Raw genomic sequence first — 14,506 nt, 5'->3', positions numbered from 1 at the left:
GACTCGGTGGCGACGCGTGGCCCGCTGACCGGAGGGGAGAGGGATGTCTCCGCTTATCACCGCGCGCGTACTGGCGATCGCCTCTGTCCTGGCCTGTCTGGCCGTGCTGACCACCGTCGCCGTACACAGTTCGGGTCTGTGCCAAGAGCCGGCCTGGCTGTTCGGCTGCAACGACACCCCCTTTGAGGGCCTGTGGCGAACGGCGCGTATTCGATATCTCGCCATCGGATGCGGGGCGCTGGTGCTCGGGGCACTGGCCTGGCTGGCTATTGGTGCAACCCTGCCGAGAAAGGCGCACCGGGCCGGCAACGCGCCCGGTGGATTCTTCGGATCTGGGGGCGCTTACGCGACGGCCACCGCCCTAGGTGTGATGTCCAGGGACGTTGTTCTGGCCCCCGCCCGTAATGACACCGTGCCGATTCAAGAAGTATCTGTCCAGACCGCTTGCCATTGAAGGCATGTTAGAGTTTGGGGCATGTCGAGTCCCGAATCAGACAGGTCAGGGGTTGTCGGTCACACCGCCAGCCCCTTGAACCACTAGTTACGACGCCCACGATCTGTGTGGGCGTATGTCTGGCGTACCCGGGGCGCTGGCCGTGGTGACAAGAAGAACCATTTCTTGATCTCACACCTCGGAGTACTCGATGCCTTTTGCCCTTTACATGCTTGCCCTGGCGGTCTTCGTCATGGGCACTTCAGAATTCATGCTCGCGGGATTGCTCCCCGCGATCGCGACCGAACTTGACGTCTCGGTCGGCACTGCGGGCCTGCTGACCTCCGCATTCGCAGTCGGTATGGTCGTCGGCGCGCCAGTGATGGCGGCATTCGCTCGCCGTTGGCCACCGCGGCTCACATTGATCGTTTGCCTTCTCGTGTTCGCGGGAAGCCACGTCATCGGAGCGATGACACCAGTGTTCTCTCTCCTGCTCATCACCCGGGTGCTCAGCGCTCTCGCAAACGCAGGATTCCTCGCCGTAGCACTGAGCACGGCCACTACCCTCGTGCCAGCGAACCAGAAGGGGCGTGCACTGTCGATCCTGCTCTCCGGCACGACGATCGCAACCGTCGTGGGCGTCCCCGCCGGGGCACTGCTCGGCACAGCGCTGGGCTGGCGAACGACGTTCTGGGCGATCGCCATCCTCTGTATTCCCGCGGCCGTTGGAGTCATTCGTGGCGTCACGAACAATGTTGGTCGGAGCGAGACTAGCGCGACCTCACCAAGGCTCCGTGTCGAGCTCAGCCAGTTGGCGACGCCGCGGCTCATCCTGGCCATGGCACTCGGAGCGCTGATCAACGGAGGGACCTTTGCGGCATTCACCTTCCTGGCACCCATCGTGACCGAGACCGCGGGCTTGGCCGAAGCGTGGGTGTCCGTCGCGCTGGTGATGTTCGGCATCGGATCGTTCCTTGGCGTCACGATCGCAGGACGACTATCAGATCAACGACCTGGCCTCGTGCTCGCAGTCGGCGGACCGCTATTGCTGACAGGCTGGATCGTGTTGGCAGTGGTCGCATCTCATCCCGTTGCGCTTATCGTCCTCGTCCTCGTTCAGGGATTCCTGTCGTTCGGCGTCGGCAGTACTCTGATCACGCGTGTGCTGTATGCAGCATCGGGTGCGCCAACGATGGGCGGTTCGTACGCAACCGCAGCATTGAATATCGGAGCTGCAGCGGGGCCCGTGCTTGGTGCGCTCGGGCTCGCGACCGGGCTGGGGCTGCTCGCGCCGGTTTGGGTCGCTTCGGTGCTGACAGCGATCGCTCTCGTCATCATGCTTCTCACCAGACGCGCGCTTACGAAGACCGCGGCGGAGGCCAATTGATGACCCATCCGAACGCTCTTCTCACTCCTCGTGCCCGTCTCCGGTTAGCTCGGCTGATTGTCGAAGACGGCTATCCGGCCACGATCGCCGCAAAGATGTTCATGGTCTCCCCGATCACTGCCCGGAAATGGGCAGGCCGCTACCGGGAAGAGGGTGAGTTTGGGATGCAGGATCGCTCCAGCAAGCCGCACCGGATCCCAGGCAGGACGCCCGAGCATGTCAAGAAGAAGATCATCAACCTGCGCTGGCGGCTTCGACTGGGGCCAGCCCAGATCGCTGCGCGACTTGGTCTCTCGACGTCGACTGTTCACGCGGTCCTCGTCCGTTGCCGCGTGAACCGCCTCTCGCATATCGATCGTGTCACTGGCGAGCCATTGCGGCGATATGAGCATCCTCATCCGGGATCGTTGATTCATGTCGATGTCACGAAGTTCGGCAACATCCCCGACGGCGGTGGACATCGTTACGTAGGTCGGCAGCAAGGCGCACGGAACAAGCTCGCGACTCCGGGATTACCACGAGGAAAAGATCACAAGCCGCGCACCGGGACGGCGTTCGTTCACACAGTCATCGATGACCACTCCCGCGTCGCATACGCAGAAATCTGGTCGGATGAGCAGGCGAGCACAGCGGTGGGAGTTCTCGAACGCGCCGTGGCCTGGTTCGCCGAACGAGGCGTGACCGTCGAGCGAGTCCTATCCGACAACGGGTCGGCATACAGATCCCACGCATGGAGGGACTTCTGCGCTCGGCTCGGCATCCGACACAAGCGGACACGCCCCTACCGGCCGCAGACGAACGGGAAGATCGAGCGATTCCACCGCACGCTCGGGGACGGCTGGGCCTATGCCAGGTTTTACGGTTCAGAGGCCGAACGACGCCTGGCGCTGCCCGGCTGGCTCCACTTCTACAACCACCACCGACACCACTCTGCGATTGGCGGCGTACCCTTCGACCGACTCAACAACGTCCCTGGACATCACACCTAGGCCCCATCACGGCGCTGGCCGCGGCCTCGCGCCAAACCTTCATCGGAGCGCTGGCAGCCGCGGCATGGTCCGCCGTCGTCGCCGCAGTCCTGATCTGGTGGTCACTGCGCCTGAGCACAGGCAGGCAGCGCCAGGCGTGGTTCGCAGCCGCCCTCGTGGTCGCCACCGTATTAATCACCGGAGCACTAGCAACTGCACTGCTGTGGCCATCCCTTTTCTTCGTGGGAGCCATAGTGGCTATCTTCGCGGGCAACATCGCCGGCGCCATGACGGTGTACCTGTTCCTCTCCAGGTCCCACGCAGCTGCGATCAGTGGAGATGAGCAGGTAAAGACCGCCGTCGGCACGCCTCACCGGTCGCGCTGGTGCGCCGTGTTGGCAGCCGGCCTGCTCGCGATCGGCGTGGCTGCGGCTTACGCTGCCACACCCGTCCCGGCCCCACCGGCCGATGCTGTGGCCCGCACGGGCCCTGCCCCGGAGGCGATACCCGAGAACACACCCGAGCCGCAGCCCCTCCCCGCGCCCGGGTCGCAAGAACAACCGGTACCGTCCTTGCCCACGGCCGGGCTCCCCCCATGCGGTCCCGCCACCATCACCGTCGCCCTCACCGGCTGGGAGTTTGCCAGCGGCGACTCGGCAGCCACGCTCGTAGCGCACAACGTCGGGCAAAGCGCGTGCGCGCTGCGCGGCCACCCATCACTCCATATCACCCAAGGCGGACAGGATCTCAACATTCGTCACCGCTCACTTGAGGCGTACCGGCTTCCGGTTACGCCCCCGGCACATGGCCTCGGGCTCATGCCAGAAGAGCGGGCAGAAGCAACTGTGTTCTGGCGTGGCTACCGCGATGCGGCCGACCCCACGACCCCACAACGCGTCGAGGTTGTCCTGGCTGACGGCGCCGACCCCATCCCAGCGCGGATCGAAACCGACGAGGGCAGCAGCATCGGGCCCGCCCCGTTCGACGTGGTCGCGGCAGCCGAAATTGAAACAGGTCCATGGACTCCGGCCCAATGACACCCATCATCGAGCAGGCCAGCCGTTCGGCCATCCACTGGGATGGGATTGCTGCGGGGGCTGATGCACGGTTAGGTGACACGGTTAGTCACGCGGGGTCTCGGGCACTACGGGTGAGGGGCAGTTCGGTGAGGTGTCGAGTTCGCGGGATCTACAACTCGGCAGCTTCAGCTTTACATAACGTAAGTTATCGGCGTTCACATAATGGCTGGTCGAGCCCCGTTTTGGGGCCACAGTTTGACTCGAGCTGCGATCGCCACGCATCAGGCACCGTGTAATGCTCGGCACGATCCTCTAGGCATCCAAGGCGCAGCAGCAGGTCTGCCACACGTTCCTGCGCATACGAGTTTGGCGGCTTTCGCTGAGCGTTAGGGCGTGCGGGATCACCTGGTGAGCCTCGTCGGGGTCTGGTGTGGATTGGGTGTGGCGCGGTAGTCTGGGGGCACAACGGGCCGGATACCGGAACGTTGCCTGCCGAGGGCTCCCGCGAGGGGGCCCTCGTTTTATTTAGGGCTCCCAGGTGCGTTGCCGGTGGGTGTTTTGGTAGATCAGGTGGGCGAGTTTGTCGGTGACTGCTTGAGCTCGGGGGTGCTGATTGTGCACCGCCTGGGCTCGGCGGTGGATGTAGACGGCCATGTCGACGGCCTGTAGGCCGGGGGTGTGCCGTGAGTCGGCGAAGTTGATGGGCGCGGAGATGTGCTGAAGTCGGCTTGGCCGGTATCCGCCGGTGCCGAAGTCTTGGTAGGCGCTGAACTGGTCCTGGTGTTGGGCGCTGGTGGCGATCTCGTCGGCGATGACGATCGCCTGCTCTCCGGCGCCGTGTTGGGCAGTGTAAGTGTCGATCTGCTCGAGCAGGTGGCGGAACACTACGGTGTGGGGCTGTTGCGGGTACCGATATCGGGCGTTGAGGCGTCTGACGTCCACCCCTTCGAAGAGGTACCGCACGCCCGCGTGTTGTGCTGCCCGTAGGACGGCACTGTAGAGGCCAGCTGCTTCGCGGTGTTTGCCGCGAAGGTTGGCCCACTGTCCTGCGCCGCCCATGATCTCGTGTCCATGGAACTCAGCCGTGGGATCGGTGCCGTGTTTCGTGGCGGTTCGCTCGGCGATCTGCGTGTAGAGCTGGTGGAGTTGCTCCCATTGGTCGTAGTCGGCGATTGCTGCCCCGATGTAATAGAGGTCCTGGTCGTAGGACTCGTCGACATAGGCGATCAGCACGTAGTCCATTGTCTCACTCGGGCGCGACAGGCTTGTGTGGCGCGGGCCGCGGTGGCCCGGGACCCGCCTTGTTCCTCGTTGGTTGGCAGGGGTGCTCCGACGGCGAGGTTCCGGCCGGTTTGCTGCGCACTGGCGCGACGGGGATGCTTCGGTTCGGCGCCTGTGGTAACGTTGGTAACAGATCGCGTTACCGGTTACCGGTTACCGAATACTGAATCTGGAAGGGCTGCCATGTCGTCGTCGGAGAAGATCGCTCACGCCTACGGCGTACTCGTCGCGCGGGGGGACAAGGTCACCGTGCGGGCGGTGCAGAAACAGGCGGGGGTGCGGATCGGCGAGGTAGCGGCGTGGATGCGCGAGCACGCCACGGGCGCAGCAGGCGAGGTTCCCGAGGCCCCGGACTTGTCTGAGCCGATGTCGGCGATGGTGGCCTCGGTGTGGGCGGCGGCGTGGAAGCGCGCCGCCGAGCAGGCAGACGAGGCCACCGCGGTGGCCCTGGATGCCGCGCGCGCCGGCGAGGCCGACGCTCTCGCCGCGGCGGAGACCGCCACCGCGCAACACGCAGACGCCGACGCGGCCCGAGATGAGGCGGTCCGGGACGCCGAGCAGCTGCGCACCGAGCTGGCCCAGGTCCGCCAGCAACTCGAGACGATGCAGCGTCAGGCAGAGCAGGCGCGCGTCCAGGCCGAGGAGGCCGACCGCGCCCGGGTGCGCGCCGAGGCCACCTCGGACACCTTGCGTGAACTGTTGGACGCGTTTCGTTCCTCCGGGCAGGCCGACGAGGACAAGTAGCGATCCGCACCGTGGTGGCCTTGTCGTGTCGGGCCGGGCGAGCACACTGACAAAGCAGGACAGGCACTGACCAAGTGGCTCGGACCTCCGCCGGTTGAGTTCGGGATGTAACGGGACGAACGCCAACACGGGAGGGGTGTCATGTGGGACGTGCAGACCGCGATACAGGCCGTGGCGATGGTCGCGGTGGCCTCGCTTCTGGTGCCGCCGTTGGCACGCGGCATCGGGGGAATCTGCGCGGTGATCGGGTTCTGTGGTGCGGTGCAGTCGAGCTCCTGGGCGCCGACGGTGATGGCGTTGGGGATGGTGGCATGGTTCGTCGGGCACTGGTCGTTCGCGGTCCGCAATGACGTGCATTATCGGTCGCGTCTGGCACGTGTGGTGATCGACAAGACGCCGTTGCGGTGGACGATTCCGCGCTACTGGCAGCTGCGCCGCCAAAGACGCATCGCGGAAGCCCGCTGACACTTCCCACCCGACCGATACAGCAATGGCCCCATCGAAGTGGTGGGGCCATTGCTGTTGGTGTGTGGTGTCCGAGTCTAGAACAGTGGGGGCTCGTCTAGTGGTGCGGTGTTGCCGCAAGCTTGTGTCAAGGGCCAGTGAGTTCTGCCCAGGGGCGGTCTTGAGACCTGCCCGGTGACGGTCACCAGATCTGCCCGGAGATGGCCATGGGATCTGCCCAGGGGCTGGCCATCTCGGGTCCTCGGGTTGTCAGGCCAAGGGCTTCACCCCCTGGCCTGCGAGTGCTTGGGAGAGGCGGACGGAGTCGCCGCTGGTCTGGCAGACGTGGGCGTGGTGCAGGAGCCGGTCCACTGTCGCGGTGGCGATGGTCTTGGGCATGAGTTCGTCGAAGCCGGCCGGGTGCAGGTTCGAGCTGATCGCGATGGCTCGTTTTTCGTAGGCGGCGTCCACCAGGCGGTAAAGCCCTTCAGCGGCGTCGGTGGCCACCGGCAGCAGTCCGATGTCGTCGACGATGATCAGGTCGGCGCGCAGGATCTTGGCGATGGCCTTGGTGACGGTGTCGTCGGCGCGGTGACTGCGCAGGAGAACGCCGAGGTCTTCCAGGGTGAACCAGGAGACCTTCAGTCCCTCCTCGACCGCCTGCTGCCCGAGGGCCTCGAGCAGGAACGTCTTGCCGGTCCCAGAGGGCCCACAGACGACGAGGTTCTCCTTGCGGTGCACCCACTCCAGCGTCCGCAACGCCTGTTGAGTCGGTGCTGGAATCGAGGAGACGGACTCGTCCCACGCGTCGAACGTCTTGCCAGTGGGAAACCCGGCGGCAGCGCGTCGAGTAGCAAGCGAAGCCCGGTCACGGCCGCTGGCCTCCTCAGCCAACAGCGCACGCAGCACCTCGGCCGGGTCCCAGCGTTGGGCCTTGGCGGTGGCGATCACCTCGGGCGCATGACGGCGGATGTGCGGCAGTCTCAGGCGCCGCAACACGGCATCCAGGTCTGCGGGCAGCGGCGGACTGGCCGGCACACCCAGCGCCGGAACCTCGGTGGCGGTCATCGGTCTACCTCCTCAGAATCGGCGGCCACCGGTGATTGCCCGCCGAGGGCGGCCCATCCGGAAGTGCCCTGGGTCAGCGACCGGTCCTCACCCGCTGTGTGGGCTTGGCCGGCACCGCCGGAGGCGGCGTGGTGGTTCAGGATCGACGGCAGATCGGCCTCGGCGAACCGGCTGTGCAGCGCCGCGTGACCGAGCGCCCAGTCGACCTCGCCCGGGTCGAACAGTTTGGCCAGGGCCACGGCCTCGGCCATCTTCACCCGCATCCTGGCCGTGCCCGCGGCGGCGGCCTCGGTCAGCCACAGTCGGGCCCCGTCGCCGAGGGCCAGGAAGGCCGCCTCCGCGGCGTTGCGGGCCTTGGGTTGGCGGTGCAGGGCCCCGGCCGGGGCGTCCGGGAAGTGCGCATCAGCCAGCCGCGGACTGCCTGGGGTGGCCCGCAGGTGTCGGGCCACCTCCACCGGCCCGTCGGGGCCGACGTGCACCACGACGATCTGCTCGCCGGCGCCGGCACCATAGGCGCGGACCCACACGGTCTGACCGAGCAGCGTATGCGGCACCGAGTACTGTCCGGATTCAAACGTCACCATCGGCGAGTTCACCGGCACCTGCCGGGTCGCCCCCAGCGCCACCGTGTATGCCTCGGTCGGCACGGTGTGCAGGCGGGCCCGTTCCTGGGCGAGCATCTCGGCCGGGGCCCGCCGAGTGACGCGGTGCTCCCGGTCGTTGATCTGCTCGCACCACTGCTCGCAGGCCTCCTCCAGCTCAGCGAACGAGGAGTACTCGCCGCGCAGGTTGGTGTCCTTGGGCACCAGGTCGGCTTTGGCGACCTTGACCGTGGACTCGCTACCACCCTTGGAAGCCGGATCCGCGGGCTCGCACGTGAGCACCGTGACCCCATAGTGGCGGGCGAACGCCACCACCTGCGGGTTGCGCACCGCCATCCCGGCCACGTGCTCAACGGTGACGGTCTTCTCGTTGTCGGTCAGCACATACGTCGGCGCCCCGCCCAGGCGGCGCAACGTCACATCCAGGGCAGCGAACACACTCGGGGCCGTCTTGTCGCGGATCGGCAGGACCACCCGGAACCGTGACCACGCCAGCCACGCGCAAAACAGCACGGTCTTGACCCCGTCGATCACCGGACCGTCACCGAAGTCGTACTGCAACCACAGGCCCGGCTCGGTCACCCAGGGCCGGTGCACCCGCGCATGGCCCACGCGGTAGGACTTCTTCACCGCCGCCACCGCCCGACGCGTGGTGCGCTCCGAGCCGGTGAACCCCACCGCGAGCAGCTTGTCGTGGACCACGTCCGCGCGGATCTTGCCGCCGGAGCGCTCCACCCATTCCTCGACCTTCGGCATGAACTCGTCCATCAACTGCGGACGGGCCGCCGGCTTGTCGGTCAACCGGCCCGCATCACGAGCAGTCACATAGCGGGCAACGGTGTGGTGCGAGACACCGGCGAGCTCGCCGGCATCCCGATACGACCCTGTCAGATCAAACGCTTCGAGAATTTCCATGATCTCCTCGGCAGACTTCATGTTGTCCCTCCTCGGGGCGATGGGCGCTTCAGCACCGCTATCGCACCCGAGGAGGGGCCCCGAACCGCCCAAGCGGGCCGGGAAACAATGTCGTGTCGGGCAGATCCCATGACCGCCAGCGGGCAACTCTCACGTCCGCCAGCGGGCACCTTCGTGACCGCCTACGGGCAGTCTCTCGTGTCCGTCGTCAGCGCGTGTAGTCGATGAGGTCGGCCACGTCTTCGCGGTTCGGCTCCCATCCCTCATGCCAGCCTGCCGCGAGCGAGCGCACAACGGCTCGGCGCTGGTCAGCGTCGAGCTGGTCGAACAGCTCGGGCCAGCGGGCCTCTACGTCAAATGATGGTTGCGACATAATGCTGCACCTCCTGGTGTGCTTCTAATTTTACCGGCCTGCCCGTAAACGGTATAAGTCGGGTTTCGGGTCGGTGTTGGTTTCGGTCATAGGTTTCGGTCGGTCAGATAACGGCGTGTCGCGGCCTCGGCGGGCCGTCCGGCACGGCTGCCCGAAAACGACCGTTATTGGGCGCAGCCTCCACCTTGTGCGACGTGGCCGCGCTTCATCAGCTCGAAGCGCACTTCGCTCAACAACGCATTGCAGCGTTGCCGCTCTTCGTCACTCGCAGCGGCGGCTATCGCCGCCTCAAGTCGGCTCATCTCACGCGCCAGCTCCGCGTCGCTCATCTGATCGCTCTGAGTCATAGCTGCCCCTCTCATATCGTGGCGAAGCCGAGCAGCGCGAAGGCTAACGTGACGGCCGCTCCCCCGAGCATCAACGGTTTCTCAGCTCGGGCCAGCGGGCCTTCGGTGATCTGCTTACGGCGGATCAGCCATGATGCAACGAACATGGCGATGCCTACGACGATCCCGACGTAGTAGATGATCTGTAGCGCGCTCATCAGCTCTCCTGCGGCTCCTGATACCAACGCACGACGCCGTTATGGCTGTGTGCCCGGCCAACGTGGCTCGATGCGAGCCTGAGCATGTTTGCTGCGGTTGTCAGCTCGTCAGCGGCCGCATGGGCGCTGCCGGTGCCGTCGCCGTCTTCGCCGTTGTAGTGCGTGCCGTCCTCGGTGCGGCTGTGCCACTTGCCGAGCTGGTCGATCACCTGCGCCAAATGGTCGATGGTTGCGCCCAGCTCACCGAGCAGTCGGTATGAGTCGATCGGGTGCGGTACAGCTCGAGTTGAGTGCGCGAGCGTGCGCGCCAGCTCTTCGACCTCGGCGGCGATTTCGAGCTGCCGCTGTTCCTCGTTGATTGCCATTGTGGTTACTCCCCTACTCCATCGGGCGGCCGGGTGACAGGCTGTGCGCGGGTGCGCCCTCGAACGGTCGGCCGCCGTTCAGTTCGGCTTCGAGCCGCACTACCTGGTCAAGGATCGCTTCGAGCTGGAAGTCAGAGAGTGACCGATACGGCCGCCCTGCGTTCCTCGCTGCGATGAACGCTGCGCGGATGCGTTCGCTGTCCTCTGGTGCGGCGTAATAGCCCATCTTCGTGCGGGTGCCAGGCTTCGAGCTGGCGGCCGCCACGGTGCGCTTTGGCGCAGCGGGCGCGGCCGCTGCGGGTGCTGCACTCTCAGGGGCCGGCTTCTCTGGCTCGACGCGGCCGCTCGTCGGCGCTACGGGCGACAGGCCGCTGAGCTGCGAGCGTCGGCGTTCGGGTTTCTTAGACATGAGCAGTTCCCTTCTTGAGCTGGTCAATGTGTGCGGCGTAGATCGCGGCAAGCTCGCGCGCCTGCGCGTCGCCCTCGTCTAGGCCTCGGGCCGTTTCGGTGGCATCTGCGATTGCCTGCCGCTTCGGTACGGGTGGGGTGAGAATCGGGAGCTGCGCAGCTTCGGCGGCTGCCGTCAGCTCGTCGGCCCAGTGGCCTCCGGCGAGTGTGTGCGCTTCGTGGGCGTTGAGCACGAGTCCGGCGACTGTGAGCCGCGGGTTGTAGTGCTCGCGCACCAGGCTCACGGTGTTCATCAGCTTCGCCAGGCCGTTGACGCTCCACAGCTTCGACTGTGAGACGATCACGACGGCGTCGGCTGCCGTGAGTGCGCTGATCGTCAACGGGTCGATAGCGGGGCCACAGTCGATGAGCACCAGGTCATATTCGGTCTGGATCGCGGCGAGCTGCGCGCGCAGCCGCGATTCGCGGCCTGGCTCCGATGAGATAACGAGTTCGTTGCGCACGTCGGCCAGGTTGTCGCCCACGGTCGGCGCGACCGTGAGGCCTTCCCAGATACCGGGCACGAGCACGTCGGCCAGGGTGTCGCTGCTGCGGCTGCTGAGTGCGTCGGCCACTCCAACGTCGCCCTCTTGCATGTCTTCGGTGAGAACGCTGGTGATGTTGCCCTGCGGGTCGGCGTCGATCACGAGCACGCGCTGTCCGTCGAGGATCGCGGCGCGGGCGTGGTGGTAGACGGTGGTGGACTTCCCCACTCCGCCTTTCTGGTTGCAGTACGCGAGAATCATGGTGCCCTTCTTTCAGGTCTAATGGTACTAATACCCCTATTGGGGGCAGATAGTGGGCTGCGCTCTGGCAGCCCACTATCTCGGCAGCCTAGTTACGGCGCTCGACGGTGACGGTCTGGCCGCGCAGGCTCACGGTGATTTCTGCATCGTTCACCTTGCGCACGGTGCGGGTCACTCCCTCGTCGTTCGTGTAGGTGTCCAGCACCTCTTCGCCCGCGACGTTCACACGCACGTTCCCGCAACGCTCAGCCAGGTCGCACAGCGCCTCGGCGTCGGCTCCCCAGACTGCAACGTCGTAGCCCTCGGTGCCGCCGTCCTCGAACTCGCCGCCCTTGTTCACGCGATCCGTGCGGATCACGCGGGCAAAGGTGTAGGGGCGGCCGTTCTTGTCAGTGCGCAGCTCGGGCGCCTTGGCCAGGTTCCCGGTGAAGTTGATGTAGCTGGTCATGATGTTTCCTCTCGGTTTGATTTCGGGGTTATGGGGTTTATAGGTCTATTGTACCTAATAGGTCTAGTTGTGTCTATGGTTTCGGCGGATTATCCGGTGCAGCTCCCCCACATTCCCAGCGCGTCGGCCTGCGCTGTGTGCTCAGCGTCGCGGTGCTCGGCCTGGCCGATGTAGGGCGCATCGTAGGTGTACTCGTGCGCGGCTCCTGCTTCGAGCAGCACGACGGCTGCGCTCTGCCCGTCGATGTAGACGTGGCGCAGCAGTCGGCCGTAGCGGTCGGTGTCGTCCTGGGTAGGATCGGCGCGCAGCTCGACTGTCTGCCCGTAAACCATCGTGTTCAGCTCGCCAGCTCGTCATCGGGGAGGGCCGCCAGGATTTGCGGCAGGCTCTGCGTTCGATACGGCGGCGGCGGCAGGTCGGCGGCCGGGCCGTCGCCATCGAGGAACGCGGGGCCTTCTTCCTGGCGTTCATCATCGACGGCCGCCAGGGCGTCGGCTTCGCTCAATGCGTCCTCGGCGAACGCACCACGTCGGCGGGCCTCGGTCTTTGTCACTTCCTCGCCACGCGCCAGCGCCCGGTAAAGGGTCGAACGATGCACGGCCAGCAGCTCGGCCGCTTCCTTCACCGTCCGGCCGTCACGGTCGATCAGCTCGCGGGCGTGCTCGATCTGCGCCGGGGTGAGGGTAGGGCGCGGGCCGAACTTCACGCCTCGGGCCTTGGCCGCTTCCCGGCCGTTCCTGGTGCGGTCGATGATTAGGGAACGCTCGAACTCGGCGATGCCGGCAAACACGGTCAGAACCATGCGGCCGGCCGGGGTGGTGGTGTCGGCCCACGGCTCGGCCAGGCTGCGCAAACCCGCGCCGACCGCCTGGATACGCTCGGCAATGTCCAGCAGGTCGCGGGTGCTGCGGGCCAGGCGGTCAAGCCTGGTCACAGTCACAACATCGCCAGGGCGCAAGTGATCGAGCACGCGGGACAGCTCGGGCCTGTCGCGCCTGGTGCCGGTGATCTTCTCGGCAAAGATGCGCGTGCAGCCTGCGGCGTGCAGCTCGGCGCGTTGGTTGGTCAAGTCCTGGTCGTCGGTGCTGACGCGGGCATATCCCAGCAGCAGGCCAGCGGCGGCGCTCTTGTCTTTCATGGCGTAATGTCTCCGGTTCTAGTCGCAAGTATTCTATTTCATGCAACTAAAACACGCGACAAAAAACGCCAGGGAAAGGGCAGGGTGGTGTCGTTTTCAGAAGACGGCTGCACTGAACGTCAGAAGCCGACTGCACTATAGCAGCGGAGGGGTTGGATCCATCAGGCAACGACGGGCTGCTGCCGGCCATCAGCGGACGCAGGGAGGACTTTCCGCAACCGGCCGTTCGATGCGGCACCGATGGCCTTCGCGCAGGGGTAGTGAATCCGCCAGGATTGACTTGCGCTGCCCTACCTCTCACTAGTGAGGGGCGGCAGCGCATCAAGCGGTGAGCGCACTCCGGCACCGCCAACTTTCAGCACATGCGTGTAAATCATCGTCGTAGAGACGTCGGAATGGCCGAGCAGATCCTGCACGGTTCGAATGTCGTAACCGCTGCGGAGCAAGGCCGTCGCGAACGAGTGGCGGAGGGTGTGCGGTGTGGCGGGCTTCGTGATGCCTGCTTGTTCTACGGCACGTTTGAAGGCGCGCTGAAAGGTCTGGTCATACATGTGATGGCGACGCACGACACCGCTCCGTGGATCGGTCGAATGCGTGTGCTGCGCAAAAACCCAGAACCACGGCCAGGAATGCCCGGCGCGCGGATACTTCCGCTCAAGGGCGTCGGGAAGCGCAACGCCGCTGCGGCCCTCGGCCTGGTCCTTCAGCCACCATGCCCGTGCACGCGACAGCTGCTCGCGCAGGCTGGGTGCCAAGCTCTCGGGTAACATCAAGGCCCGATCCTTGGAGCCCTTGCCCTCCCGCACGATGATCGTGCCGTGATCGAAATCCAGATCCTTGACCCGCAGTTGCAAACCCTCACTGATCCGCATGCCCGTTCCATACAGAAGCTGGGCGAACAAACGATGCTCGCCTTCCAGAAAACCGAGGATGCGAACCACTTCATCCGGGGTCAGCACCACCGGCAAGCGCCGCGACGGCCGAGGTCTTCCGATCTCCTGAAGCCAGGGCAGATCCGTGCACAGCACCTTGCCGTAGAAGAACAGCAAGGCCGCCAATGCCTGACGATGCGTGGAGACCGAAACCTTGCGCTCGTTCGCCAGCCAGGACAGAAATGCCTCGACTTCGCTGCTGCCCAAGGTTGCCGGGTGACGCACACCGTGGAAACGGATGAAGGCACGAACCCAGTTGACATAAGCCTGTTCGGTTCGTAAACTGTAATGCAAGTAGCGTATGCGCTCACGCAACTGGTCCAGAACCTTGACCGAACGCAGCGGTGGTAACGGCGCAGTGGCGGTTTTCATGGCTTGTTATGACTGTTTTTTTGTACAGTCTATGCCTCGGGCATCCAAGCAGCAAGCGCGTTACGCCGTGGGTCGATGTTTGATGTTATGGAGCAGCAACGATGTTACGCAGCAGGGCAGTCGCCCTAAAACAAAGTTAGGCCGCATGGACACAACGCAGGTCACATTGATACACAAAATTCTAGCTGCGGCAGATGAGCGAAATCTGCCGCTCTGGATCGGTGGGGGCTGGGCGATCGATGCACGGCTAGGGCGCTGTCTCTTATACACATCTCCGAGG

The 14,506-nt window shown here is 65.2% G+C and carries 21 protein-coding genes; 8 read left to right on the top strand and 13 right to left on the bottom strand.

Annotation, left to right across the window (positions count from 1 at the left end; genetic code table 11):
• Positions 1 to 43: 43 nt before the first annotated feature.
• From ACWIFB_RS16455 to ACWIFB_RS16435, 5 genes are all read left to right on the top strand, one after another.
• Positions 44 to 454: a hypothetical protein gene (locus tag ACWIFB_RS16455; RefSeq protein ID WP_454058808.1), complete on the top strand. Its 411-nt coding sequence runs from the start codon at positions 44 to 46 to the stop codon at positions 452 to 454.
• Between the two features lie 115 nt (positions 455 to 569).
• Positions 570 to 623 carry a chloramphenicol resistance leader peptide gene (locus tag ACWIFB_RS16450; RefSeq protein ID WP_011113070.1) on the top strand — a complete coding sequence of 18 codons (54 nt, stop codon included), beginning with the start codon at positions 570 to 572 and terminating at the stop codon, positions 621 to 623.
• 21 nt (positions 624 to 644) lie between these two features.
• Positions 645 to 1,820 (top strand): chloramphenicol efflux MFS transporter Cmx, encoded by a 1,176-nt coding sequence (gene cmx / locus ACWIFB_RS16445; RefSeq protein WP_005297378.1) that lies wholly within the window; start codon positions 645 to 647, stop codon positions 1,818 to 1,820.
• A complete protein-coding gene (locus ACWIFB_RS16440) occupies positions 1,820 to 2,809 on the top strand; it encodes an IS481-like element IS5564 family transposase (RefSeq protein WP_011113072.1) in 990 nt (329 codons plus the stop codon). Before cmx ends, ACWIFB_RS16440 begins: the two co-directional genes overlap by 1 nt.
• A 233-nt stretch (positions 2,810 to 3,042) precedes the next feature.
• Complete coding sequence (locus ACWIFB_RS16435) at positions 3,043 to 3,825, top strand: DUF4232 domain-containing protein (RefSeq protein ID WP_454058807.1); 783 nt, start codon at positions 3,043 to 3,045, stop codon at positions 3,823 to 3,825.
• Between the two features lie 507 nt (positions 3,826 to 4,332).
• Here ACWIFB_RS16435 and ACWIFB_RS16430 read toward each other — a convergent pair.
• Positions 4,333 to 5,049: a DUF3800 domain-containing protein gene (locus ACWIFB_RS16430; RefSeq protein WP_067718684.1), complete on the bottom strand. Its 717-nt coding sequence runs from the start codon at positions 5,047 to 5,049 to the stop codon at positions 4,333 to 4,335.
• A gap of 222 nt (positions 5,050 to 5,271) precedes the next feature.
• Between ACWIFB_RS16430 and ACWIFB_RS16425 the strand changes: the two genes are divergently transcribed.
• Complete coding sequence (locus ACWIFB_RS16425; protein WP_182641921.1) at positions 5,272 to 5,832, top strand: DNA-binding protein; 561 nt, start codon at positions 5,272 to 5,274, stop codon at positions 5,830 to 5,832.
• A gap of 141 nt (positions 5,833 to 5,973) precedes the next feature.
• Positions 5,974 to 6,297: a hypothetical protein gene (locus tag ACWIFB_RS16420; RefSeq protein WP_182641920.1), complete on the top strand. Its 324-nt coding sequence runs from the start codon at positions 5,974 to 5,976 to the stop codon at positions 6,295 to 6,297.
• Between the two features lie 249 nt (positions 6,298 to 6,546).
• Here ACWIFB_RS16420 and istB read toward each other — a convergent pair whose 3' ends face one another.
• From istB to intI1, 12 genes are all read right to left on the bottom strand, one after another.
• Complete coding sequence (gene istB / locus ACWIFB_RS16415; RefSeq protein WP_061917874.1) at positions 6,547 to 7,344, bottom strand: IS21-like element helper ATPase IstB; 798 nt, start codon at positions 7,342 to 7,344, stop codon at positions 6,547 to 6,549.
• Positions 7,341 to 8,882: an IS21 family transposase gene (gene istA, locus ACWIFB_RS16410; RefSeq protein ID WP_454058806.1), complete on the bottom strand. Its 1,542-nt coding sequence runs from the start codon at positions 8,880 to 8,882 to the stop codon at positions 7,341 to 7,343. Before istA ends, istB begins: the two co-directional genes overlap by 4 nt.
• Before the next feature lie 187 nt (positions 8,883 to 9,069).
• Positions 9,070 to 9,234, bottom strand: a complete 165-nt coding sequence (locus ACWIFB_RS16405; protein WP_454058805.1) for an antitoxin VbhA family protein — start codon at positions 9,232 to 9,234, stop codon at positions 9,070 to 9,072.
• Between the two features lie 164 nt (positions 9,235 to 9,398).
• Positions 9,399 to 9,581, bottom strand: coding sequence for a hypothetical protein (locus ACWIFB_RS16400; protein WP_454058804.1), 183 nt, complete (start codon positions 9,579 to 9,581; stop codon positions 9,399 to 9,401).
• A gap of 11 nt (positions 9,582 to 9,592) precedes the next feature.
• Positions 9,593 to 9,778, bottom strand: coding sequence for a hypothetical protein (locus tag ACWIFB_RS16395; protein ID WP_064846211.1), 186 nt, complete (start codon positions 9,776 to 9,778; stop codon positions 9,593 to 9,595).
• Positions 9,778 to 10,143 (bottom strand): hypothetical protein, encoded by a 366-nt coding sequence (locus tag ACWIFB_RS16390; protein WP_064846210.1) that lies wholly within the window; start codon positions 10,141 to 10,143, stop codon positions 9,778 to 9,780. Before ACWIFB_RS16390 ends, ACWIFB_RS16395 begins: the two co-directional genes overlap by 1 nt.
• Positions 10,144 to 10,156: 13 nt before the next feature.
• Positions 10,157 to 10,552, bottom strand: coding sequence for a ParB family protein (locus ACWIFB_RS16385; RefSeq protein WP_143028277.1), 396 nt, complete (start codon positions 10,550 to 10,552; stop codon positions 10,157 to 10,159).
• A complete protein-coding gene (locus ACWIFB_RS16380; protein WP_064846209.1) occupies positions 10,545 to 11,336 on the bottom strand; it encodes a ParA family protein in 792 nt (263 codons plus the stop codon). Before ACWIFB_RS16380 ends, ACWIFB_RS16385 begins: the two co-directional genes overlap by 8 nt.
• An 88-nt stretch (positions 11,337 to 11,424) precedes the next feature.
• Positions 11,425 to 11,784: a single-stranded DNA-binding protein gene (locus tag ACWIFB_RS16375; RefSeq protein ID WP_077344090.1), complete on the bottom strand. Its 360-nt coding sequence runs from the start codon at positions 11,782 to 11,784 to the stop codon at positions 11,425 to 11,427.
• A gap of 89 nt (positions 11,785 to 11,873) precedes the next feature.
• The gene (locus tag ACWIFB_RS16370) at positions 11,874 to 12,116 is read right to left on the bottom strand and encodes a thermonuclease family protein (RefSeq protein ID WP_077344091.1); all 243 of its coding nucleotides are present in this window, start codon (positions 12,114 to 12,116) and stop codon (positions 11,874 to 11,876) included.
• A 5-nt stretch (positions 12,117 to 12,121) separates the two neighbouring features.
• The gene (locus ACWIFB_RS16365; RefSeq protein ID WP_454058803.1) at positions 12,122 to 12,922 is read right to left on the bottom strand and encodes a recombinase family protein; all 801 of its coding nucleotides are present in this window, start codon (positions 12,920 to 12,922) and stop codon (positions 12,122 to 12,124) included.
• Between the two features lie 290 nt (positions 12,923 to 13,212).
• The gene (intI1, locus tag ACWIFB_RS16360; protein ID WP_000845054.1) at positions 13,213 to 14,226 is read right to left on the bottom strand and encodes a class 1 integron integrase IntI1; all 1,014 of its coding nucleotides are present in this window, start codon (positions 14,224 to 14,226) and stop codon (positions 13,213 to 13,215) included.
• A 145-nt stretch (positions 14,227 to 14,371) separates the two neighbouring features.
• Here intI1 and ACWIFB_RS16355 point away from each other — a divergent pair.
• Positions 14,372 to 14,506: nucleotidyltransferase domain-containing protein (locus ACWIFB_RS16355; RefSeq protein ID WP_454058820.1), on the top strand; the 135-nt coding region annotated here is incomplete at its 3' end.

This window comes from Dietzia sp. NPDC055340, from assembly GCF_053645335.1.
The sequence above is the reverse complement of the archived record's forward strand: the minus strand, read 5'-3'. Positions and strand labels throughout refer to the sequence as shown.